The following is a 22,392-nucleotide window of genomic DNA, read 5'->3' on the forward strand; positions in this document are numbered from 1 at the left end:
GGAGGTTAATAAATGGAAAACTGTAAAAACTGCGGAGTGGGCCAGCCCTGTAAGTGTCAACGTGGCCCTAGAGGCCCGAGGGGTTATCAAGGCTTTACTGGATTAGATGGTGAAAAAGGAGAAAAAGGAGAAACAGGAAAACAAGGCGTCAAAGGGGATCGAGGTCCCAGGGGCTATGAAGGACCACCTGGAATAGTTGGGGAACGTGGGGAAAAAGGAGAACAAGGTGACAAAGGCGACAAAGGCGATCGAGGTCCCCAGGGCTATGATGGATCGTCTGGATTAGTTGGGGAACGAGGAGAAACAGGAAAACAAGGTGTCAAAGGTGATCGAGGTCCCCGGGGCTATGATGGATCGTCTGGATTAGATGGGAAACGAGGAGAAACAGGAAAACAAGGCCCCCAGGGGATTCAAGGACCTAAAGGAGACAAAGGAGACAAAGGAGATACAGGACCTGCAGGACCTGCAGGACCTGCAGGACCGATTAATGTTGCTTACGGCTTCGCCTATACCGAATTGGAGAGTTCTGGAAGTGGTAATATCAAATTTCGTATCGCTACGCCTCTGCAAGATGTTGGATTTTCACCCGAAGGCTTAGTGATAGGTAAAGACGGAATTTATCAAATCAGCTATAAAGTAGTATTGGTATCAAAAGCGATTACATGCGTTCCTTCAAAGTTCTATATAGAAATCAATGAAAAAATTAAGGCATCATCATCAATGACTGAATCCACTACTGCTAATACACTCACTTCCAGTCTCTTGTTTTCGTTACAAGAAGGTGATCTTGTAAAACTTGTTGCTGAATTACAAGAAAACTTCAGTTACAAACTGGCGACATTACAACTCGTTCGTGTGGGATAAATCTTTTTTAGTTAGTAATTTTCAAATATGGATTAAGTAAAGTTAGCACATCTGTTGATTTACCACTTACTTGCAAAAAGACTGACGAGAAGGGCTTGAGAACCGCCATTTTTACTGGATTATTTTCGTTCCGCTTTCGGCGAATTAATCACTACCCTTTTGCCGAGGGGCAGGTGTGGCTAGAAGTGACTCCGTCACATCTAGCCACACTCTTTTCGGTCATCCTGTTGTGAATAATTGCCTGTCGCATTCCTATAATATTTAAGTGAAAAATGTAGTTTCTTTAAAAAAAAGAATAGATGAGCTTTTATAAGAATGTAAGTGCCCTATGATGCAATTTAGGGCACTCTTGCACGTTGTATGTAGAAGGTTTGAGCGGTCAAAATTGTATCTCTGACCGCTTCTTGTAGCTGTATCTTTGGAGAGCGACGGATGAACAAAACCAAGAGCAACTATACACGTAGTCCCCAGTGTGTGATCAAGTTATTTACTAGTTATTATTGGTTCATCAACAAACGTGTAAAGGTAACATAAATCGCTTCAGACGCTAATCCACTCTGTTTTTGATATACTTTAAGAAGTATGTACTAGAATGGAGTGAGCAGAATGCAAACGATAAAAGGTAAAAACGCAATAATTACTGGAGCAGGTAGAGGTATCGGTCGTGCGACAGCAATCGCTTTTGCGAAAGAAGGTATAAACGTTGGTCTTATCGGAAAAACAGCTGCTAATCTTGAAAAGGTTGCAGAAGAACTTCGACAATACGAAGTTGAGGTGACGATGGCAACCGCTGATGTATCAAATAACGAATCCGTCATTGCCGCTGTCGAACATGTTAAATCTGAACTTGGTCCAATTGATATCCTCATTAACAATGCGGGCATCGGTAAATTCGGTAAGTTCCTCGAACTATCACCGGAAGAATTCAAAAATATTATCGATGTCAACTTAATGGGTGTCTATTATGTCACAAGAGCAGTTCTGCCAGAGATGATTGAAAGAGAATCAGGCGATATTATTAATATCTCCTCTACCGCCGGACAAAAAGGCGCACCTGTTACAAGCGCATACAGTGCCTCAAAATCCGGAGTTCTCGGACTTACGGAATCCCTTATGCTTGAAGTAAGAAAGCATAACATTCGTGTTAGCGCATTGACACCGAGTACAGTAGCTACAGATTTGGCGTTCGAAGAAAATCTTACGGACGGCAATCCTGACAAAGTGATGCAGCCGGAAGATCTTGCTGAAGTAATGGTTGCCCAGTTGAAACTGCATCCACGAATTCTTGTTAAATCGGCAGGTTTATGGTCAACGAATCCTTAATAAAACTTGATACATTTCTACAAAACAAAAGGACCTTTTCATAAAGGTCCTTTTGTTTTTGTGTTTCTTATAGCTAATGATAATATTATTTTCGCTAAGCTTAAACCTCACCCTGATCCATAACTCCGTTTTCTCCTCAAAAGTATCAATAAAGCGACAGCAAAACAAAATATTGAGAAAAGTCCTAAAAACTGTATAGGGGGTTCTCCCCCATAAAAATAGAAAGAATATGGCAATGAAACAATACCTAATCCTAAAAAACTTTTCCAACTCCGAACTATTAATGCATAAAACAAGGTAATGACTGAAATCAATAGTGATAGCCCAAATAAAACAGGGAATAAAATCGCCATATTTACCTCCCTCTAGACGTTCTGCCTGTTTATTTAAATAACACACTTATACAAGCTACTTCGGAATCCTTGGACGATTTTGCTTTATTTAAAACAGTCCATTTTGCTCATCTCGCCGCGCCGCCTCTCGTAGTGAATCTGATTCCGCTGAGTTCTGATTTAATGACTTTCCACGCTCATTAAAACTGTATTTCCGCCCAGTCAGAAAATCCACAAGATAGCCGCCTACTATCAAAGTTACCATGGAACCCCAGAAAACCCACATCACCCAATGCATAACATTCCCTCCCCATTTCAACAGATACGTAGTTTCCGGCTAAATGTTACGTTTAATTTACTAAAGAAATAACCAGCCTTGTTAGTTTAAATACTCTTCTACTGATTGCAGGAAATCTCCCATTATCTGGAGGACCGTGATTTTTTTAAGCTTTTCATATGATGGTAAAACTATTAATCACATTCAAAAAAACAACTTGTAAATTACATATCCAACTAGTAATGAAATTATTAATAGCCCCATACCTTTCCAACCCAGTCCACCTGCTAAATCAACTAAATTGCCATTTTCAGCTCGATTTAATCCTTCTCTCAATGCACCTGTTGGATTTTTTTTGAGTTCTTCTTGTCTTAATCTCTCTCTTTTATCTGCCGGAGTTTCTTGTAGATTATTCAAACCAAACACCCCCTAAACAATACTGTACTATCAGATTTTTTGCTGTTAATAGAAGAAGTAAAACTTAAATCCTGATTAAATGCCCAAGCATATTCCCCTGTTTCAGTATCGAATTTACTTTTTTAAAAATCAAAGAGAAATAACGTTTATTGTTTAAGTTGAGCGCCCGGTAAGTTAATAGTAGGTCTATTGAACTTCAATAATGAACACATAACTTGAATCACCTTCTTCCCACCTCGCATGAACGTCATATACATAAACACCTTTCTTGCTAGGCACTGTCAGTATATTTCCTTTTAAGTTTACGTTGTCTGCTTTAGCATCGTTTATCCATATATTCGCACCTAATGTATTCTTTTTAGGTTTATTCTTAAAATCTATTTTCAAATTGGCTTCAGGCGAAACGACAACTGCTTTCAATTCATGATGTGCTACGATTCCAGGTGGAGAAATCATATCTACACAGATTGAGTTCAAGAACCCCTCCCAGCAATAAGTTCCTTGCGCTGTGGTTATTTTCATGTCACCAACAGTTATCGTCGGTGAAGGTGGTTTGGAGGAATCGGATATTCGGATAATGCCATAAACTACAAGACCTATAACAATCAATAGTAAAGCGAGGCGTAAAATCTTAGCCATATAGTTCCTCCTTGGCTTTATAAACTTATTCCCTTCTCAACACCCGACTTCTCTTTGGAAGAAATAATGACGCCCATTGCGTGATCCAATTCATGTTAAACTTCAGACTCTGGGATTCCTACTAAATAAAAAAGAGAAAATGAAATCAATTTTCTATCCCCCTGGATTTATATGACTCAGAAACCATTAACAATCATTCTAAAACCTGACTGGTAGTAGATTCTTTTTTAACAAACAACTCATTTATTGAAAATGAACAGATACTTGTTCTATACTCCCAATATTCGACTCAGTGAATACGAATACCTTTTTACTCTTTGTTTACTTTTTGAACAGAAACCCTATCATCCTTTTGCTGAAGCGTAATCGAAGGAAATCTTTGCATCGACCTATTTAGGATTGTATGCAAATTGAAAAGGCTGATTCCTTTCCATATTTATTAATTCCCTAAAAATAATATAAAAAAATCAACACTGTCGATTGGCAGTGTTGATTCATGTCCTACTATGAAGTTAATTAAACTGGGAATCCATCTTTGTTTGAAGCGATTCACTCACTTAATAATACGGCGATATCAGGATATACACCAACACGCCTGTAAAGCTGACGTATAGCCAAATCGGCATTGTCCATCTGGCAATTTTCTTATGACGCTCGTTCTCCATATTCCATGCACGTGCCACGCTCGTCAGCGCAAGTGGAACGATGGCTGCCGCAAGAATGATATGTGTAATTAGGATGAAATAGTAGAATCCAGCCATAAATCCTTCTCCACCATAAGAAGTGGATGGCGATAGATAATGGTAAGAGACGTACGTGATCAGAAACAGAAATGTTGTGGAAAAAGCAGCATAAATAAAACGGCGATGAACTGTTATATTCCGCTTTAATATGGCGATAAGAGCACAGACAAGGAATACAAAAGTAAAACTGTTAAAGATTGCATTCATCATAGGCAGGATTGTTATATCGAATGAATCGAAATCTTTAACTCCCCGCATTCCCGAAAGAACAGCGATTGCACCGATCAGTATAACGGAAAGTATAATAATCATTGGTTTATAATTGCGTTTTTTAAACGGTTTTGCAGAGCTCCCATTATTATTCATGACAATCACTCCATTATTGTTTAGATAAAACACTATCCTTTAATTGTATAGTAAGATACCAAGCGGTGCCGTATAAAAAGGCACTTTTTTGTGAACGGGTGTCCGATTACTTTACTGCTTCACTTCTGTTCACTACTAACCAAGGTCTATCTTCTCTCCACTGAATACTGACAGGAATCCGGTATGTTTCACTCAGCAGATTATCGCTAACTACTTCTTCTTTTGGTCCACCTGCTACGACTTTCCCATCTTTAAGCAGAAGCACATGCGATATCCCTGGGACAAGCTCTTCAATATGATGGGTTACGTATACAATATGACACCCGTTCCCCATTACGCTATCAAGTGATTGTAGGAACTGTTCCCGAGATAAAATATCCAATCCTGAACATGGTACATCCAATACAAGCATTTTGGGGTTACTCATTAAGGCACGGGCGATGAGTACTCTTCTTTGCTCCCCTTCGGACAGTTGCAGATAGGGCTTTCCTTTTAAATACGTTAGATTTAAACTTTCAAGTAAAGAATTTGCTTTCTCCCAATCCTCTTTTTCCACTTGTTCATAAATACCGAAACTCGCAAACTTTCCGCTCACTACAACTCTTTCTATCTTTTCATTATTGTAATATTCCGCAAAGCGATCCAAGGAACTACTGACAAAACCAATTTCTTTACGCAGTTCCGGTAAGTTGGTTTTTCCAAACAGATTACCAAGAACAGAAACTTTACCGCTTGACGGGAAATTAAAACCGGACATGATATTGAGAAGTGACGTTTTCCCTGAACCATTCAAGCCAAGTATTCCCCAATGCTCATTTTGTTGAATGGACCAATTGACATCCTTTAATATTTCTCGGTCGCCTCGTTGGAACGATACATCTTTAAATGAAACAATTTCCTTCATATTTAAGCAGCCTCACTTTCACAACAAAATAGGTTGACTTTTTATCATCATACCACTTCGAAATGAACCATGTTTCCTTTCCGAGAAATTTTAGTAACGTATATCGGACGTTGTAATTTGTTCACTTTAAATAATGTACTACTTACACAATGTCAAGTTATATAGTTGATTAGTCGGAATTCTGCTATGCTAGTAGAATGACATATTCTTGGAGTTGAATCGAATTGAACTTGATTTTGATCATTTTACCCGTATTTATCATTTTTTTCATTGGCTTTTTAGGTCAGAGATTAATAGGCTTTGATATCAAGTCGATATCAACAGCTGCCCTATATTTAATGTCCCCCTTTTTGGCATTTAGGACATTCTACACAAATGAATTGACCATAGACTATTTTTACATCATCCTATTCAGTTTACTTCTTACAATCATTCTTCTTGTTGTTGTGTGGGTTACTTCTATCTTCATGAAAGCAACACGGCCACAGCTCTCGGCAATGATTCTTGGCGGTGTATTCATGAACAGCGGAAACTACGGAGCACCGGTTGTCCTGTTCGCATTCGGCGCTGTCGGATTTGACTATGCTGTGGTCATGATGGTGTTCCAATCGCTGCTAATGAATACAGTAGGGATTTTCTTTGCGTCCATCGGTGGTGAGGAAAAAGCTACTTTACGGCAGTCGTTTCAGCGCGTAATCCGTATGCCACTTATTTACGCAGCTATTTTAGGTATTGGACTTCAATTAGTTTCGGTATCTATCCCATCCGTATTAATGGAAGGCATCAGTCTGGTGGCAGATGCCTCGATTCCGACTGTCATGCTTGTACTTGGTATGCAGCTTGCGGTCATTTCCCGAAAGAGAGTAGCTTACCGTTATGTAACTGCGGTTACTGTCATCAGGATGTTTGCTTCTCCTATGATTGCAGTGGGTATTTTGTATTTCATGCCAGTGAACGACCTGCTTAAAGCGGTCATTATTGTCCAAGCATCAATGCCAGCTGCAGCGAATACGACGATGTTTGCATTGCAATTCGGGACGGAACCTGATTTAGTGTCGTTTACGACATTTATCACCACTCTGTTAAGTATCATAACCATTCCTATTGTCCTTTTCTTCGTAGGTGTATAACCACCCATATCGTATAACTTTCTACTTCCACGGTTAGATTGATTGTACGATGCCGGGAGAGGATGACCAACTTGGAAAAGATGCGGATCATACAGTTAATCGCACTGTTTTCTACTTTAGTTTTAATTATAGGCTGTAGCAATAGGAATATAGTGACTGAAATGGAGGACAAAACAGATACACCTAAGGAATCCATTGGTGACACATATGGCTTTACAATTTTTAATTTGACAATTGATACAAAAGATACGAAGAATGCGATTGTTGCCAATTACGATGAAAAAAGTGATAAAACAGAAGCGATCTATGAAAATAAATTGGAGGAATCCTTCTTGCACGGGAACAAAGCGATGGATAAGCTCAATACGATTTTCGAGGAGCTTTCGTTAGAACCGGATATGGATGCAGAAGATATGATCAAGAAAGCATCGGAGGCATTCGAAGTGATTGATTATACAACTTTGAAATTGGATGTGAAGTTTAAAGGTCATGACATGAAAAAATTGATGATGTCGAAGTAGTTTCGAGGTGTAAGGACTGATATTACAATGTGATTACTTCAAGAAATACACATTACAGATTGCAGGTCTAATCCCTGATAATGAAATACGCTAACTTTTAAAGACTATCCAGCAAAGACGCGTCTACGTGGTAACTGGAGCGATAAGACTGATGGAGGGGTTCATTTCAATCCCTCCCTGCGCTCAGTATAAATACTGTATTAAATCGGAAACTATCCATCTAGTTAACAAATACATTTAATTTTTTGTTCTAAATCTATTGTTGACGCTTCCAATAGTCTGATTAATCTGTTAATATTATATAAAAGCGATTTATGAAGGGGGCTCACCGATTGTTTCCTTTTAAGAACAGAAAAACAGCGCATGTAAAAGAGGCTCAGTTGTATTACAGTTATTCATCGGAATCCTCAACGAAAGAAGATATGGATGAAATGTCCTTTCTGTTAACGACACTATGCAAGTCGTATAACAGAGAAATCATTTTTGTATGTATCGGTTCAGATCGATCTACAGGTGATTCATTTGGACCCTTTGTCGGAACGATGTTGAAAGAAAACCATTGCCCTTATCATGTCTTTGGAACAATTGCAGATCCTGTTCACGCACTGAATTTAAATCAAGTAATAAAAGACATTAATAACCGATTTTCTGAACCAATCATTTTCAGCATAGATGCCTGTTTGGGTGATAGACATCAGGTTGGTTCCATTCTATTAAAAGAGGGCCCTCTTATCCCCGGATGTGCCATCAATAATGCTCTTCCTGAACTGGGCAACTATCATTTGAAAGCGGTTGTAAATTATTTGGATGCCATAAACCCCGTTAGTTCTTTGAATTCTACACGCTTGGATACGGTCCTGACTCTTGCAAAAATCACTTCTACGATCATATTGAATTCAACAAAAAATAAAACCCATGCAAAAATGACGACGAATCATTATTGATTCGTCGTCATTTTAATTTCAACCAATTGTTATAACACCTAATCCTAATGCAGCTAGAGTCATAACGACTACGGTTCCGAATGCCCACTTCACAGCAAAACGTTGCAGATCACCAAACTCCGTTTCAACTAAGCCAATCAATAAATGAGCTGCTGCCACTAGTGGGCTCAGCACGTGAATCGGCTGACCTATCAAAGACGCCCTCCCTATCTCAACAGCGCTCACTCCATAAGCTTCGCCTGCTTGTGCCAAAATAGGCAACACGCCGAAGTAAAATGCATTATTCGACATAAAGAAAGTGAATGGCGCACTTAGAAATGCTACGATTACCGCTAAATATGGGCCCAGTGCATCGGGAATAATCATAACCATTGTCTTTGCCATCGCATCAATCATTTCCGTACCACTCATAATACCAGAAAAGATACCTGCAGCAATAACAATAGAGACAACTGCTAATGCATTTTTCGAATGGACCGCGATACGTTCTTGTTGCTGTTTCAATTCTGGATAGTTGACGAGCAATGCAATTGCAAATGCAATCATAAAGAGAACTCCCAATGACATAAAGTCAATGATCAAACAAGCCATTAGGGCTACCGTCAATGAAAGGTTGAACCAAACGAGTTTAGGGCGGCGGTAATCGGCTACTTCTGCAGTTGCCGCCAATTCCATATCCGCTACAGTTTGTTTTGAATCAGTTTTTTTAATGGGTTCAAGTTCAACAACACCCAATCTCTTGCGTTCCATTTTCCCTAACATGAAAGCGGAAATCAGTACCCAAATCAAGCCGAATCCCATGACCGGAATCATCGGGATGAATAGCTCCGAAGAATCGAGCCCTAACGAAGCCATCGCCATAGCAGAGGCACCGCCCCACGGCGTCATATTCATGACACCCATCGAGAGCATCGCCGTTGTAGCCAATACCAACCGATTCATACCAAGGCGTTTATATAAAGGCAGCAATGCGGAGACCGTGATGATATAAGTCGTTGTCCCATCTCCGTCTAGCGCTACCATCATGGATAGAACGGCTGTCCCAATAACAATCTTCAATGGATCGCCTTTTACTATTTGCAAGATTTTCGCTATTAAAGGATCAAACAGACCCGTATCGATCATTATTCCGAAGTATAGAATCGCAAATAAGATCATTATTGCTGTCATTGCAACATTTTCTACACCCGCCTGCATCATCGGTCCAAGCTCAGTTAGGAATCCCCCAAGAATTCCGAATACGATAGGCACGACCATAATCGCAACCAATGCAGAAAGGCGCTTCGACATGATTAAATACATAAATACGGCAATCATTGAAAAACCTAAAACTGATAACATATTTCATCCCCCTATTTTCCCTTTATTAAATTGCAGCTTCATTTTGTTCGGTAGAAACAAAAACTAATGATAGCGCTTTCTTAAAAGAATAGTATCAATAATTTGGCCAAAGAAATAGATAAAGAAAGTAAAGCGTATTCTTTTTATAGTTTGTATTGTTTTCATATTTTCCACGGACGCTCTAACAAATGAAAAAACCGATTGCTCAATTATAAATAATGACTGAGCAATCGTTTTTTTAGTTTGTTGTCTTTTTATATTTTCTCTCTGGTCTTCCAACATTTCCATATAATACTTCAACTTCTATTTCCTCAAGAGAAACGAGATATTCCAAATACCTGCGCATCGTTGAATAACTAATTCCAGCCATTTGGCCGAGTTCATCTGCACTTAAACTTCCTTCCATATCCTCTATCTTACCCCTGACCAGTTTCAGCGTATGTTTGTCAATTCCTTTAGGATATGTCTCTTTTTTAGGTCCAGCCGCCGCTAGCATCTTATTATTCGAACGAAATAGGTCATCTATATTGTCCTGATTAACTAATTGATTTTGATAAAGTTGTCCTCTGACAACGTCATATTGCGTAAGCGTAGCAATTAACTTGTCGATTATTATCGGCTTTATCAAGTAACCGAAAGCACCTCCGCGTATTGCTTCACTGACCGTTTCTGTATCGTTAGCAGCAGTAATCATAATAACATCAATGCCACGATACTCTTTCCGAATTTCTCGGAGCAATTCAATTCCATTCATATCTGGTAAATAGACGTCCAGTAATAGCAGTTGAGGTTGTATGACTTCCAATAGTTGCAAGGCTTGTCTCCCCGAACTTGCTGTTGCAATAACATTGAAATGATCGATTTGATTGGTAAACTGCTTATAGATTTTTGCTGCGTCTTCATCATCTTCAACGATAACAACGTTAATCGTTCCATTAGACATTTTCACACATCCTTTTCAGTCCAGCTCTCTTGTGGAATAACAATTGTAAATCTTGCTCCACCTAACTCACTTTTATCGACATAGATTTGACCATTCAGTAATCCAATTGCATTTTTCACAATCGATAAACCGATTCCATGATTCTCCCCACTTTTTGTCGTGTAGCCATCTAGGAAAATAACATCTTCCATCATTATTGGTATTCCCGCTCCGTTATCTTCAATATCAAAAATGATTTCATTACCCAAATCTGTAAATGAAACATTGACGATTCCTTTATTGCCATTCTTTGCTCTTGCAGCTTCCATCGCATTGTCGATGACATTACCAATGATTGGAACAAAATGATTCGACTTTGCATTATCTGAAACACTATCCAAGCGGCTTTCAGAGTCAATATCCAAACGTACTTGTAATTCCTTAGAACGGTTTACTTTACCAAGTAAACAAGCTGCAATCAATGGGTCTTTTACTGACGACATCAGAAAAGAAATGATATCTTGACGTTCACTAACTTCTGAAGACACAATCTTAATAGCACGATCATACTCTTTTAACATAAGCAATCCATAGATTGTGTTTAATTTATTTAGAAACTCATGGTTTTGAGCACGCATACTTTCAGAAAATGTTTTTATTTTAGAAAACTCTTCCGTCAATTGTTCAATTTCTGTTACTGTCCGTATTGTTAAAACGATTCCCATAACTTCATCTGCCAGTATGATTGGAGATGTATCTAAAATATAAAGTTGTTGACCAAACAACAGCTTTTTATTTATATCACTTTCCTTTGTTTCGAGGACATTATCGATATAATTCCCCAAATGATTATCTGTAATAACTGAGCCCACTATTAGTTGTTGATCGTCGAATAATTCACGTGCCCGCTTATTCATTGAGGTGATTTCTTTTTCATTATTAACAGTAATTGTTGCATCACGAATTGACTCAAGTGTCGCCTCTTTTTCTGTAAAGAGGAGCGAAATTTCCTGCGGTTCCAAACCAAAAATTAGTTTTTTCAAACGTCTCGCTATCAAAATCGCCCCAATTATACCTACAAGGAGAGGAATAATTGCCAACAAAATGATGCGTTTTCTATAATCGAGTACTTGCTGCTCGATATTATTCACTAAAAAACCGACGGATGAAACACCGATAACTTCCCCTTTGTCATTCCAAATGGGTGTCTTCGCTTTAATGGCGGGTCCAGATATCCCATTTCCCCGATAAATGATGGACTGGTGCAATTCAAGCACTTGATCATTACCCGTAGCTGTTGGTTTTCCTATATTTTCTGGATTGGGATGCGAATAACGCAGTCCTTTATCATTAGCGATGGTTACGTAGTCTGCACCTGTTGACCGACGAATTGTTTCAGCAATCGGTTGGATTATCTGTGATGGTTTTCCATCGTTAAATGCTAAAATTATTGCTGGATGTTGGGCCGTTAACTTCGCTACTGTCATCGCTTGTTTTCCCATATAACTTTCAACTATATCGTCAATCATTGTATAAAAAAGAATACTTACCAGAAGCGTACTGATCAAAACAACGATTGTTATAAGTGATGTTATTTGAGTTAACAGAGTCATTCTAGATTTCTTAACCACTCTGACCATCTGTTCATTCACAACCTTTACGTCTAACTTTACTATTTCGGATAATCCTTCTATATTTCCCGCTGTGTGAGCCTTATCTTTATAATACATCATAATTTATAAAACGAATTGTAACAGTAGCTATTAAATATTGAATTAAAATTGCGACTCTATCTGTATTCAAGTATAATTAAGTATTAATGATTACAAATAATGGTTTTAAATCAATAATATAATCATAATATAATTGGGAGGTATAGCATGTATTTACCTAGGTACTTCGAACATTCCAAAGTCAAAGCACAGTTGGCGAATGCAATTACCTTGATGAACTTAAGTTTTGGCGTTATAGCTATTATCCTTATTATAAAAGGCTTAGGCCATATGAGTTTACTATTTATATTCCTTGCTGCGTTATTCGATCGTTTTGATGGGATGGTTGCAAGACGTTATAATGCAGAATCACTTTTCGGAAAAGAACTAGACTCGTTGTGTGATCTGGTTTCATTCGGACTTGCACCTGCTTTATTAATTTATGAAACAACACTTAATACCTCGCCTTGGTTAGGAACCATTGCTACCATTTTTTATGTTTTAGCTGGAGCGGTTCGTCTTGCCCGCTACAATTCAAGTGAATTCGATGGTGCATTTTATGGAGTACCGATCACAGCGGCGGGTGTGGTTATGACATTAAGCTTTTTCCTTGTTCCTTATATGGCTCCATTATTTTTCGTTGTACTGATGTTTATTATGTCGTTATTAATGATAAGTAACATTCGAATTGCGAAAGTGTAAATGAATACAACGGAGGATACTAAATGAAAAAAGCACTCTTTAAATCTTTTGTTGAGTTGACGGGAAATCCTGTTTCTTCGGCTCTGTTAAAATCTTTTTCTAGTTCAATAGTAAGTCGGCCGTTGATTCGGCCTTTCAGCAATTTTTATCGTATTAGTAATGATGAAATGGAATACCCTATTTCACACTATAAAAGTTTACAGTCACTTTTCACACGAAACCTTAAACCAGGTATCCGTCAAATAAACTCTTCACCTCATGCTCTCATTTCACCGGTAGACGGCATAGTTAGCGGTGCAGGGAAAATAGCTAATGACCAAACTTTCCTCATAAAAGGCCACCAGTACAGGATAAACGAAATAATGGGCACTGAAAAAAAAGCAGCTCCCTATAAAGATGGCTCGTATTTTATTTTTTATCTTTCTCCGAGTCATTATCATCATTTCCACTATCCAGTAACGGGCAAACTGGTTTCACGTTACGCACTTGGCGGAGTTTCTTATCCCGTGAACAGTTTAGGATTACGTCTTGGTCAGAGCCCATTTTCTACAAACCATCGTCTCATATCTGAAATAGATACGGCTTTTGGAAAAGTGGCGATTGTAAAAGTCGGTGCTTTAAATGTGAATAGTATACAACTCCTTAATTCATCGAAAGATTGTATTAAGGGAAATGACTTCGGCTATTTCAGTTTTGGTTCTACTGTTATTCTATTTCTGGAGAACAACCCACACTTCACTCCGACAATAGAGTTGAATAGCGAGGTAAGAGTGGGACAACCAGTTGGTAATTGGTTGTAACAGTAATTAAAAAGCAATCCTTGATCAGTGTACATACTGTTCAAGGATTGCTTTTTAATTGTTTTTTTAATCAACATCTAAATAAACGTTAACTTTTATATCCCATCTTCCAAGTTTATTTGTTCAACAAATTTAACAAAGGCCTTAACAATATTTAATTCCAAGGAATCTTCATGATATAACATCCATGTTTTTCGAATGATCGGCTTTCCATCTTTCGTTTTGATAACGATTTTATGGATGTCCTCTACGTCATTTAAAATCATACTTGGTAATATCGCATAACCTAATCCATTCACAACCATTTTTTTACATGTATCGACTTTATCAACCTCTATGCTCACCAATGATGGCTGGCTGAAATTCTCATACCACCAATTGTCGACAGAAGTTTTAAGTAATGGATCAGTACGATAATCAATTCTTGGCAAGGATGGTAGGTTATTAATATCAATTTTTTCTTTGGAAGCAATACATAATGTTTCCTCAAATAGCAATCGTTTTTGATCTTTCCAACCGTATTCTCCTTTTACAAAACCAACATGGACATCCTGATTATGAATTAAATGTACAATATGACTGCTGAAGTCCGTCGTTACTTTAAATTCAATATTGGGATACTGTTCCTTAAAAAGTTTTAATAGATATGGAAGCTTATAATCCGTGAAAAAGTTCGAAACACCTAATCGTAATATCCCCTCTACTTTATCTTCCATATTCAGGACATTCTCTTTAATTTTCTGAAGACTCAAAAGCATATCGTCTGCACATTTTGCTAAATACTCTCCTTGTGGAGTAAATTGAACTCCACGTCTTCCTCTACTTACGATTCTTACATTGAACTTCTTTTCTAATTGTTGAAGGCGATGTGTCAGTGCTGGTTGTGAAATAAATAACTTTTGAGCTGCTTTTGTTATATTTTTTTCGCGATAGAGCATTTGTAAAACTACCCAATCCTGCTCGTCCATACAAATATCACCCTTCAGCTATCAATATACTTTATGTCTATTTATCAATAATCGATATTATTTTTATTTCTTATATTGTACTATACTTAATAAGACTTGCAAATACAGTGGGTAGACAAAATATATTAAAAATGTTACTGAAAGAAGGTATATTATTGTTAAGTAAAAATGAATTCATAAAAACTTCCACATTTGTTGTCATCAGTGGAATCGGGGGATTTTTTCTTGCACTTACAGGCCTTCCAGTCGGTTGGATGATTGGAACCCTTCTAACTGCAACCCTCATTTTTATTTTTAGTCCTACTTTATTGAACATGTCCCTCCCACAAAAAGGTATTCCGAAATACTGGATGGCTATTGGACAATGTATCCTAGGAATTGAACTTGGACAGAAAATGAATGATTCTGTTTTATTCGTTTTTATGGAAAACTGGGCAACTGTTATTACTATGCTTTTACTATCTATCTTATTTTCTTTGTTATCCGGACTCGTATTATGGAAATTTAGCAATTTAGATATGTTAACTAGTTTTTTTGCTACTGCACCAGGTGGATTGTCTTCTATCCCTAGTATTGCGGAAGAAGTCGGTGCCAATACAGGTGTTGTCAGCATCATTCAAACGATGCGCATATTTTTAGTTGTCCTTTCCATCCCACTTATTTTATCTATTTGGGTAAGCAATCCTGTTGCCACTGCGACTGTCCCTAGCACTACTTCAGTAATAGTACAATTTCAATCGGGACATATTATTTCGACTGCTTTGCTAATTATTGTTGCATTCCTCGGATATCACGTTGGGAAATTTTTAAAATTCCCTGCACCTTGGCTAATCGGCAGTATGATATGTATTGCAATTGTAAAGTCTTTCAGTTCGCTAGTTTTTGATTATTCCATTGTAGCCTGGTGGCCTTCGGGATTAGTCATATGTTCCCAAGTGCTCATTGGCGCTAGCATCGGCTCCCGTATACATAAAAGCATGTTTTACGGATTAAAGAAAACATTAGCCATTTCATTTTTAAGTACAATCTTTCTTATCTTCTCCATGTTCCTATGTGCATACATCGTTTCAGTACTAACAGGATTACCTTTGATTACTTCGGCTTTGGCTTTTGCTCCCGGGGGTATCGCTGAAATGACGACCACTGCAGTTGTCCTCAATGCTGACGCTACTTTTGTCGTTGCCGTACAAGTGCTTAGAATAATGGCTGTTTGTATGATTCTTCCGCCCTTTTTCAAGTTCTTAAATCGCTTAGATAGCAAAAAGAACACGCCTGCACAATTTTCCGCCTAGGTTATTGCTATGTTAGTTATGTTTTTAACGTTATAATTTTGGTAGAGAACAGTTTCACTTGTTCATTGTTGCTGTTGAATACAAGGGGAGGGTTAGAATGGATATTTTTTACAACGGTATAGATAAAGGAAATCAGGGGGCTATATCTTACTCACTGAATTCGAATGAACGTACCGCAGAAAAAGAAATTGAATTACTAGCGCTTGTACTAAAAAAAATTATTGATCATCCATCAAACGAAGCTAAAGATATCGTTTTTTTATGCATTGGCTCAGATCGCTATGTCGGAGATTCCTTAGGCCCTTTAGTAGGTTCCATGCTAAAGGATAGCAAGACTCCATATCTTGTTTACGGTACATTGGAAGAACCGATTCATGCATTTAATTTAAAAGTGACTTTGAAAAATATTAATAAACAGTTTAGAAAACCACTAATTTTCTGCATTGATGCTTGTTTAGGCGAACGAGATCAAGTCGGATTTATTCTTTTTGAAGAAGGGCCACTATCCCCTGGAAAGGCTCTTGAAAAGATTTTACCCAAAGTAGGTGATTATCATTTCAAAGGTGTGGTCAATTATATCGATCCACTTCCAAAATCCCAATTTATAAATGATACACGATTACATACTGTAATGAACCTTGCCAAAACCATTACAGAAGTTATTACGAGAATTGAAGTGGTTGAAGGTTAAATGTATGGCTTGAAAATATGAAGAAAAAACGAATCCTTCAAAATTCCTAATGGAGTTTGGAAGGATTCGTTTTTATGATAGTTGATTATAGATATTAAATAACATTTGTAACAAAGGCAACGATGATAACGACTAACGAGCAAAGAAAAGCCCATTTAATTGCAAACCGTTGAAATGTGCCAATATCTGTTTTAACCATTCCTACGAGTAAAAGAGTGGACGCAACGAGCGGGCTCAGGAAATGTATAGGTTGTCCTAATACCGAAGCCCTCGCAATTTCCAATGGACTCACTCCATACGCGGCCCCTGCTTCAGCAAGGATAGGTAAAACACCGAAGTAGTATGCATCATTCGATAAAACAAATGTAAAAGGCATGCTTGTTAGCGCAACAACTAACGGATAAAACGAACCTAGAGATTCTGGAATGATGGCTATCAATGAGTTTGCGATAGCATCTACCATGCTGGTTCCAGAGAAGATTCCTGCGAATATACCGGCTGCAAACACCAAAGTGACAACTGTAATTGCGTTACCTGCATGTGCTACAATACGCTCTTTTTGCTGTTCCAAATTCGGATAGTTAATCATAGCAGCAATCACAAAACCTATTAAAAATAATATAGGTACAGGCATAATTCCAGTTACTAAGATTCCCATAATCACAATCACTAAAACGAGGTTAACTAATCTTAGTTTTGGACGTTTAAGATCTTCCTTCAGGGCTACAGTAGTGGCAGCTATACCACTCATCGCTAATGTCTCCCTTGGAATTTCTTCGAGCACGATAACACCTAATCTAACACGTTCCTTTACTCCAAGCACATAGGCAATAAAAAGAATACTTGCCATTCCTGCAATCATCGTAGGAATCAGCGGAATAAAAAATTCGTTTGCATCAAGCCCCAAAGATGCGATTGCTCTAGTCGCGGGTCCCCCCCAAGGAGTCATACCGCTCATTATACTGACAGCCAGCATTGAAATTGTCGCTAAAATCAGTGGGTTCATACCTATTCTTAGGTAAAGTGCCAACATTGCGGAAATTGTAATCATATGTGTTGTTGTCCCATCACCATCTAATGCAACAATCATAGCAATCACTGCTGTCCCTACGGCAATTTTGACTGGATCACCTTTTACAATTTTCATCATTTTATTGATTAGAGGATCAAATAGTCCTGCATCGATTAGGATTCCAAAAAACAGAATTGCAAAGAGCAGTAAAGCAGCTGATGGTGCAACAACTTTCAATCCATCCATCATCATGCCACCAAGCTCTAAAATACCAAACCCGCCGATTAATGCAAAGGCAATCGGTACTATTACAAGCGCAGTAACTGGCGACAACCGCTTAGACATGATTAAGTACGTGAAAACAACAACCATTGATATCCCTAAAAATGTAAGAATAATAATACCCCCTATAAAGAAACCGCTTTCAGAACCAATGTAAGTGAAATATGCTTTTCACTTACTAGTTTATCTTGTTTCCGTAAGCGTTTTCTAACTATTTATTGTTTTAAGAGTATTACATGTTCGAAAATAAGTAAAATAGATATTTTTTTAACTAATCATATAAAAATACTTATAATCCTATAAGTTAAATAATTTTAGTAAAAAAAAAAAAAAACGAGATTCAGCTTTCCTCGTTTTTTATGTTGTTAAATGTTAGGATAATCATTTAAAAAGTCGATAAAACTTTTTACAGTAGAAAGTTTTAATGAATCTTGATTATACATTAACCAGGTATTTCGTAAAACAGGTTCTTCATTTTTGTATGACAAACCGTGAGTAAAAAGATCATCAGAAGGTTGCAGGCAAATTTCTGGCAAAATAGCAATCCCCAAATCATTTTTCACCATTTCCTTACAAGTCTCCTGCCTATCCGTTTCCATTATTACCAGCGGCGGTTCTGTATATCTATCGTGCCACCACCCATTAATCAGATTTTTCAATGAACTATCCGTTTTGTAATTAATGAAAGGAAGATTAGGTATATCCTCCATAGTAATTTCTTTTTTCGAGATCAAACATAGTCTTTCTTTATGTAATAGTGTTTTCATTCCATACCAATCATAGTTACCGCGGAGTATTCCAAGTTGCACGCTAGAGGAATCAAGAAGCTTCATAATGTCCGTGCTCCATCCTGTATTCACATTAAATTGTACATTTGGATAAATGGTTGAGAAACTTTTCAATATTTCGGGCAACCTATATTGGGCAAAATTACTCGAGACACCTAGTCGCAACGTTCCTCTCACTTCATGTTGCATATTGAGCATATAGTCTTTCGTCTTCTGTAACTTTTCAATCATCTCAGTTGCATACTCGGCTAAATGAACCCCTTCAGAAGTAAATTCGATGCCCCCTTTTATTTTAAAGAACAAACTAGTCCCAAAACTTTTTTCCAGGTTTTTAAATCTGTACGTCAAGGCTGGTTGAGAAACATATAATCTTTCCGCTGCACGGGTAATATTTTTTTCTTGATATAAAATTCGTAACGCATCCCAGTCTTTTTCATCCATCTTCTTGACCCCTTCCATTTAGGTTATAAGTTTTTTTTTGGTTTTCCCAAAGAATATATCTATTTTACTTATTTTCATATTTATCTTACTCTATTTTTAGAGCATTCGATACATAAATATATATAAAGGTGGTTAATTTGATGAAAGTTCCTGTTGTAGTTATGAGAGGCGGAACAAGTAAAGGAGTATTTCTCAAGTATGAAGACATGCCAGAAGATCGTTTTTATTGGGATGATTTTTTATTAGATATAATGGGTAGTCCAGATCAAAGGCAGATTGACGGAATTGGTGGAGCAAATTCTTTAACTAGTAAGGCGGCAATCATTAGAAAGTCCAATTTAGAAGGAATCGACGTCGAGTATACGTTTGCACAGATAAGTATTGAAAATCAGTTAGTGGATTTTAAAGGAAATTGCGGCAACATCTCCTCCGCTGTAGGCCCTTACGCTATCGAGCAAGGCCTAGTTCCCGCGATAGAACCTATTACGAAGGTTAGAATTTTAAATACAAATACACAGAAAATGATTATTGCGGAGGTCGAGGTTGTTGATGGCAAAGTTAAAACAGATGGAATGTGTTCAATCCCTGGAGTTCCAGGTACCGGTTCCCCCATTTATCTCTCTTTCACAGATGCTGAAGGTGCAGTAACTGGAAAACTGTTCCCTACCGGAAACCCGATAGATACAATTCAATCACCTACTGGCACTATCGATATCTCCATTATTGATGTCGCAAACCCATTAGTCTTTGTGAGAGCAGAGGATGTTGGTCTTAAGGGAACTGAATTACCACATGAATTCACTTCAGAAAAATTGGCAGAGTTAGAAGCTATCCGATCAATCGCAGCCGAAATGTGTAAATTTTCCACTCGAAAGGAAGCAACTAAAAAATTTCCATCTGTACCCAAAATGACGATTATCGCATCCCCAACGGATTACACCGATGTAACGGGAATAGAAAGAAAAGCTACTGATATGGACTGTTCAATTAGGATGTTATCTATGCAAAAACCGCATCAAGCTCTTGCAATTACAGGCGCTATTTGCACAACTGCAGGTGCCTTTTTAAAGGATACAATCTTAGCAGATATAATAACTGTTGAAAACGATGTGCTTCGGTTGGGGCATCCTGCTGGGATTATGGAAACAAAGGTCGATTTAATTGCCGGACATATTAGTGCTATCAAAGTAGTACGTACTGCAAGGATGATTTTTGAAGGTTATGTATATACGAAGAACAACTATGAGTTTTCTTACATGTACGCGTAAATAATTATCTCGGAAACTGTAAGGGTAACCAGTTCGCGATTGGTTGCAGCAGTAGATAAAAAGCAATCCTAAATCAGTGTATCTAATGATTTAGGATTACTTTTTAAATTGAATGATTATTTATTCGCTCTGTGTACTTTCAATAATTTTCCTTTAACCGTTGTCGTTTTCATTTCATTCAAAACAAGTTTCCCTTTACCATTAAGTATATCAATATACGTCACAGTATCCTGGATTTTGATGATGCCAATGTCTTCAGCGGATACGCCGGGAATTTTTGTAATTGTACCAACAAAGTCAACAGCACGAAGCTTTTTCTTTTTTCCGCCATTGAAATACAATTTCATAATATCTTTATTTACCAATTCGTTTTTATTCTTTTTTAATTCAGGTAAGCTTTCCAGTTTTTCAGTGAATGCATCTTTTGCTGCAGCTACTGCCGCCTTCGATGGTGCGTTTCTTTGTTGAATTTCAAAACCAATGTACGCTTCGATTTCTTCTAAAAAATGATTTTCATTCGGTGTCACGAAAGAAATTGCTTTCCCTCTCTTACCTGCACGTCCCGTTCTTCCTACTCTGTGCACATAGCTTTCAGTTTCCACTGGCAGGTCATAGTTAATGACATGTGAGATACTGTCAATATCTATGCCACGTGCAGCAACATCTGTTGCAACCAAGTAACGGAATTCACCCCGTTTAAAATCATCCATTACAGAAAAACGATCTTCCTGCATCATACCTCCATGTAGTTTATCGCAAGTATAGTGAAGTTGCTCAAGTTGTTCAGTTACATTATCCACCTGATCTTTTGTACGACAAAAGATAATACAACTGTCCGGATTTTCAACTACAGTTACATCGCGTAACATATCAAACTTTTGGGGATCTCTAACGATAATTAGAGAGTGGTCTATTTGATCCGTCAACGTAACGGTTGATGCTATTTCAATATTTTTGGGATCTTTCATATATTTACTGCTAAGCTTTCCGATTTTCTCAGGAAGTGTCGCCGAAAACAGCATTGTCGTTCTATTTTTCGGTAGTTTATTGATAATGGATTCAACTTGATCAATAAAACCCATGTTTAGCATTTCATCCGCTTCATCAAGAACAAGATATTCAATCCGATCAAGAGCAATTGAGCCTCTCTCAATATGATCAAATACACGCCCAGGCGTTCCGACAACGACGTGGCATTTTTGCTTCAGTTCTTCTTTTTGATAAGCAAATGGAGATTTCCCATAGACCGCGGCAGCTTTTATACGCTTAAAACGGCCAATGTTTGTAATATCTTCCTTGACCTGATCTGCAAGTTCACGTGTCGGCGTTAAGATTAATGCCTGTGGTTTGTTCTCATCCCAGTTCACCATTTCACATATCGGAATACCAAATGCAGCTGTCTTACCGCTTCCCGTTTGTGATTTAACAACTAAATCTGTCTTTGTAAGAGCCGCAGGAATTACTTTCTCCTGGACTTCTGTAGGTGAAGAATACCCGAGCCCGTCGAGCGCTCGAGTAATCTCCTTGCTCAGTTTATAATTTTGAAATGTCATTGTAATCAGCCTCTCATTCTTAGTGTATTATCTCACAAACAGAGGTCTTTCGTCATTTAATGGAGTATTATGATTTGTTTTTGACTTGTGCGTATAAGGTTCATTCTTTTGATTCAGGAAAGCCCTAGATGATATGAGCAGATTTGAAAGAAGTGAACGA

Annotated in this window: 22 protein-coding genes; 10 read left to right on the top strand and 12 right to left on the bottom strand. The window is 37.8% G+C overall.

Going from position 1 to position 22,392, the window contains the following annotated elements:
• Window positions 1-12 precede the first annotated feature (12 nt).
• Together AC1TO6_RS02315 and AC1TO6_RS02320 are read left to right on the top strand one after the other, a co-directional pair.
• Window positions 13-864 (top strand): collagen-like protein, encoded by an 852-nt coding sequence (locus AC1TO6_RS02315; protein ID WP_482099984.1) that lies wholly within the window; start codon window positions 13-15, stop codon window positions 862-864.
• Window positions 865-1,470: 606 nt separating this feature from the next.
• Window positions 1,471-2,187, top strand: a complete 717-nt coding sequence (locus AC1TO6_RS02320; protein ID WP_482099985.1) for a 3-ketoacyl-ACP reductase — start codon at window positions 1,471-1,473, stop codon at window positions 2,185-2,187.
• 441 nt (window positions 2,188-2,628) lie between these two features.
• On the opposite strand, the gene AC1TO6_RS02325 is transcribed toward AC1TO6_RS02320, so the two are convergent.
• From AC1TO6_RS02325 to AC1TO6_RS02345, 5 genes are all read right to left on the bottom strand, one after another.
• Window positions 2,629-2,817, bottom strand: a complete 189-nt coding sequence (locus AC1TO6_RS02325) for a hypothetical protein (RefSeq protein WP_482099986.1) — start codon at window positions 2,815-2,817, stop codon at window positions 2,629-2,631.
• 183 nt (window positions 2,818-3,000) lie between these two features.
• Complete coding sequence (locus AC1TO6_RS02330) at window positions 3,001-3,213, bottom strand: DUF6366 family protein (protein ID WP_482099987.1); 213 nt, start codon at window positions 3,211-3,213, stop codon at window positions 3,001-3,003.
• 186 nt (window positions 3,214-3,399) lie between these two features.
• Complete coding sequence (locus tag AC1TO6_RS02335) at window positions 3,400-3,852, bottom strand: hypothetical protein (RefSeq protein WP_482099988.1); 453 nt, start codon at window positions 3,850-3,852, stop codon at window positions 3,400-3,402.
• Between the two features lie 557 nt (window positions 3,853-4,409).
• A complete protein-coding gene (locus tag AC1TO6_RS02340; protein ID WP_482099989.1) occupies window positions 4,410-4,961 on the bottom strand; it encodes a DUF420 domain-containing protein in 552 nt (183 codons plus the stop codon).
• Window positions 4,962-5,067: 106 nt separating this feature from the next.
• Window positions 5,068-5,865 carry an ABC transporter ATP-binding protein gene (locus AC1TO6_RS02345; protein ID WP_482099990.1) on the bottom strand — a complete coding sequence of 266 codons (798 nt, stop codon included), beginning with the start codon at window positions 5,863-5,865 and terminating at the stop codon, window positions 5,068-5,070.
• Between the two features lie 224 nt (window positions 5,866-6,089).
• Here AC1TO6_RS02345 and AC1TO6_RS02350 point away from each other — a divergent pair, with 224 nt between their 5' ends.
• The 3 genes from AC1TO6_RS02350 to yyaC (AC1TO6_RS02360) all read left to right on the top strand — a co-directional run bounded on the left by AC1TO6_RS02350 (window position 6,090) and on the right by yyaC (AC1TO6_RS02360) (window position 8,460).
• The gene (locus AC1TO6_RS02350; RefSeq protein ID WP_482099991.1) at window positions 6,090-6,995 is read left to right on the top strand and encodes an AEC family transporter; all 906 of its coding nucleotides are present in this window, start codon (window positions 6,090-6,092) and stop codon (window positions 6,993-6,995) included.
• An 80-nt stretch (window positions 6,996-7,075) separates the two neighbouring features.
• The gene (locus AC1TO6_RS02355; RefSeq protein WP_482100119.1) at window positions 7,076-7,516 is read left to right on the top strand and encodes a YusW family protein; all 441 of its coding nucleotides are present in this window, start codon (window positions 7,076-7,078) and stop codon (window positions 7,514-7,516) included.
• A gap of 332 nt (window positions 7,517-7,848) precedes the next feature.
• A complete protein-coding gene (gene yyaC, locus AC1TO6_RS02360; RefSeq protein WP_482099992.1) occupies window positions 7,849-8,460 on the top strand; it encodes a spore protease YyaC in 612 nt (203 codons plus the stop codon).
• Between the two features lie 18 nt (window positions 8,461-8,478).
• On the opposite strand, the gene AC1TO6_RS02365 is transcribed toward yyaC (AC1TO6_RS02360), so the two are convergent.
• From AC1TO6_RS02365 to AC1TO6_RS02375, 3 genes are all read right to left on the bottom strand, one after another.
• On the bottom strand, window positions 8,479-9,801 hold the full coding sequence (locus tag AC1TO6_RS02365; RefSeq protein ID WP_482099993.1) for a CitMHS family transporter: 1,323 nt from the start codon (window positions 9,799-9,801) through the stop codon (window positions 8,479-8,481).
• Window positions 9,802-10,039: 238 nt separating this feature from the next.
• A complete protein-coding gene (locus AC1TO6_RS02370) occupies window positions 10,040-10,744 on the bottom strand; it encodes a response regulator (protein WP_482099994.1) in 705 nt (234 codons plus the stop codon).
• A 2-nt stretch (window positions 10,745-10,746) separates the two neighbouring features.
• Window positions 10,747-12,363 (bottom strand): ATP-binding protein, encoded by a 1,617-nt coding sequence (locus AC1TO6_RS02375; protein ID WP_482099995.1) that lies wholly within the window; start codon window positions 12,361-12,363, stop codon window positions 10,747-10,749.
• 240 nt (window positions 12,364-12,603) lie between these two features.
• On the opposite strand from AC1TO6_RS02375, the gene pssA reads away from it, so the two are divergent.
• A complete protein-coding gene (pssA, locus tag AC1TO6_RS02380) occupies window positions 12,604-13,137 on the top strand; it encodes a CDP-diacylglycerol--serine O-phosphatidyltransferase (RefSeq protein WP_482099996.1) in 534 nt (177 codons plus the stop codon).
• 23 nt (window positions 13,138-13,160) lie between these two features.
• The gene (asd, locus tag AC1TO6_RS02385; protein WP_482099997.1) at window positions 13,161-13,937 is read left to right on the top strand and encodes an archaetidylserine decarboxylase; all 777 of its coding nucleotides are present in this window, start codon (window positions 13,161-13,163) and stop codon (window positions 13,935-13,937) included.
• Window positions 13,938-14,032: 95 nt separating this feature from the next.
• On the opposite strand, the gene AC1TO6_RS02390 is transcribed toward asd, so the two are convergent.
• A complete protein-coding gene (locus AC1TO6_RS02390) occupies window positions 14,033-14,905 on the bottom strand; it encodes a LysR family transcriptional regulator (protein WP_482099998.1) in 873 nt (290 codons plus the stop codon).
• Window positions 14,906-15,036: 131 nt separating this feature from the next.
• Here AC1TO6_RS02390 and AC1TO6_RS02395 point away from each other — a divergent pair, with 131 nt between their 5' ends.
• Both AC1TO6_RS02395 and yyaC (AC1TO6_RS02400) read left to right on the top strand, forming a co-directional pair.
• A complete protein-coding gene (locus AC1TO6_RS02395) occupies window positions 15,037-16,197 on the top strand; it encodes an AbrB family transcriptional regulator (RefSeq protein WP_482099999.1) in 1,161 nt (386 codons plus the stop codon).
• A gap of 97 nt (window positions 16,198-16,294) precedes the next feature.
• Window positions 16,295-16,888 (top strand): spore protease YyaC, encoded by a 594-nt coding sequence (yyaC, locus tag AC1TO6_RS02400; protein WP_482100000.1) that lies wholly within the window; start codon window positions 16,295-16,297, stop codon window positions 16,886-16,888.
• 94 nt (window positions 16,889-16,982) lie between these two features.
• Here the strand turns inward: yyaC (AC1TO6_RS02400) and AC1TO6_RS02405 are convergent, their stop codons facing one another.
• Both AC1TO6_RS02405 and AC1TO6_RS02410 read right to left on the bottom strand, forming a co-directional pair.
• Entirely contained in the window at window positions 16,983-18,296 is a 1,314-nt protein-coding gene (locus tag AC1TO6_RS02405; protein ID WP_482100120.1) for a CitMHS family transporter, read from the bottom strand.
• Window positions 18,297-18,547: 251 nt separating this feature from the next.
• A complete protein-coding gene (locus AC1TO6_RS02410; protein WP_482100001.1) occupies window positions 18,548-19,411 on the bottom strand; it encodes a LysR family transcriptional regulator in 864 nt (287 codons plus the stop codon).
• Window positions 19,412-19,548: 137 nt separating this feature from the next.
• On the opposite strand from AC1TO6_RS02410, the gene AC1TO6_RS02415 reads away from it, so the two are divergent.
• Complete coding sequence (locus tag AC1TO6_RS02415; RefSeq protein WP_482100002.1) at window positions 19,549-20,679, top strand: PrpF domain-containing protein; 1,131 nt, start codon at window positions 19,549-19,551, stop codon at window positions 20,677-20,679.
• Window positions 20,680-20,795: 116 nt separating this feature from the next.
• On the opposite strand, the gene AC1TO6_RS02420 is transcribed toward AC1TO6_RS02415, so the two are convergent.
• Window positions 20,796-22,241, bottom strand: a complete 1,446-nt coding sequence (locus tag AC1TO6_RS02420) for a DEAD/DEAH box helicase (protein WP_482100121.1) — start codon at window positions 22,239-22,241, stop codon at window positions 20,796-20,798.
• Window positions 22,242-22,392: the final 151 nt, after the last annotated feature.

Source organism: Sporosarcina sp. Y352 (genome assembly GCF_056786535.1).

Coding starts and splice junctions, on each gene's coding strand:
- AC1TO6_RS02315 (WP_482099984.1), top strand. CDS start 13: ATGGAAAACTGTAAAAACTGCGGAGTGGGCCAGCCCTGTAAGTGTCAA.
- AC1TO6_RS02320 (WP_482099985.1), top strand. CDS start 1,471: ATGCAAACGATAAAAGGTAAAAACGCAATAATTACTGGAGCAGGTAGA.
- AC1TO6_RS02325 (WP_482099986.1), bottom strand. CDS start 2,817: ATGCATTGGGTGATGTGGGTTTTCTGGGGTTCCATGGTAACTTTGATA.
- AC1TO6_RS02335 (WP_482099988.1), bottom strand. CDS start 3,852: ATGGCTAAGATTTTACGCCTCGCTTTACTATTGATTGTTATAGGTCTT.
- AC1TO6_RS02340 (WP_482099989.1), bottom strand. CDS start 4,961: ATGAATAATAATGGGAGCTCTGCAAAACCGTTTAAAAAACGCAATTAT.
- AC1TO6_RS02345 (WP_482099990.1), bottom strand. CDS start 5,865: ATGAAGGAAATTGTTTCATTTAAAGATGTATCGTTCCAACGAGGCGAC.
- AC1TO6_RS02355 (WP_482100119.1), top strand. CDS start 7,076: ATGCGGATCATACAGTTAATCGCACTGTTTTCTACTTTAGTTTTAATT.
- AC1TO6_RS02365 (WP_482099993.1), bottom strand. CDS start 9,801: ATGTTATCAGTTTTAGGTTTTTCAATGATTGCCGTATTTATGTATTTA.
- AC1TO6_RS02370 (WP_482099994.1), bottom strand. CDS start 10,744: ATGTCTAATGGAACGATTAACGTTGTTATCGTTGAAGATGATGAAGAC.
- AC1TO6_RS02375 (WP_482099995.1), bottom strand. CDS start 12,363: ATGGTCAGAGTGGTTAAGAAATCTAGAATGACTCTGTTAACTCAAATA.
- pssA (WP_482099996.1), top strand. CDS start 12,604: ATGTATTTACCTAGGTACTTCGAACATTCCAAAGTCAAAGCACAGTTG.
- asd (WP_482099997.1), top strand. CDS start 13,161: ATGAAAAAAGCACTCTTTAAATCTTTTGTTGAGTTGACGGGAAATCCT.
- AC1TO6_RS02390 (WP_482099998.1), bottom strand. CDS start 14,905: ATGGACGAGCAGGATTGGGTAGTTTTACAAATGCTCTATCGCGAAAAA.
- AC1TO6_RS02395 (WP_482099999.1), top strand. CDS start 15,037: ATGTTACTGAAAGAAGGTATATTATTGTTAAGTAAAAATGAATTCATA.
- yyaC (WP_482100000.1), top strand. CDS start 16,295: ATGGATATTTTTTACAACGGTATAGATAAAGGAAATCAGGGGGCTATA.
- AC1TO6_RS02410 (WP_482100001.1), bottom strand. CDS start 19,411: ATGGATGAAAAAGACTGGGATGCGTTACGAATTTTATATCAAGAAAAA.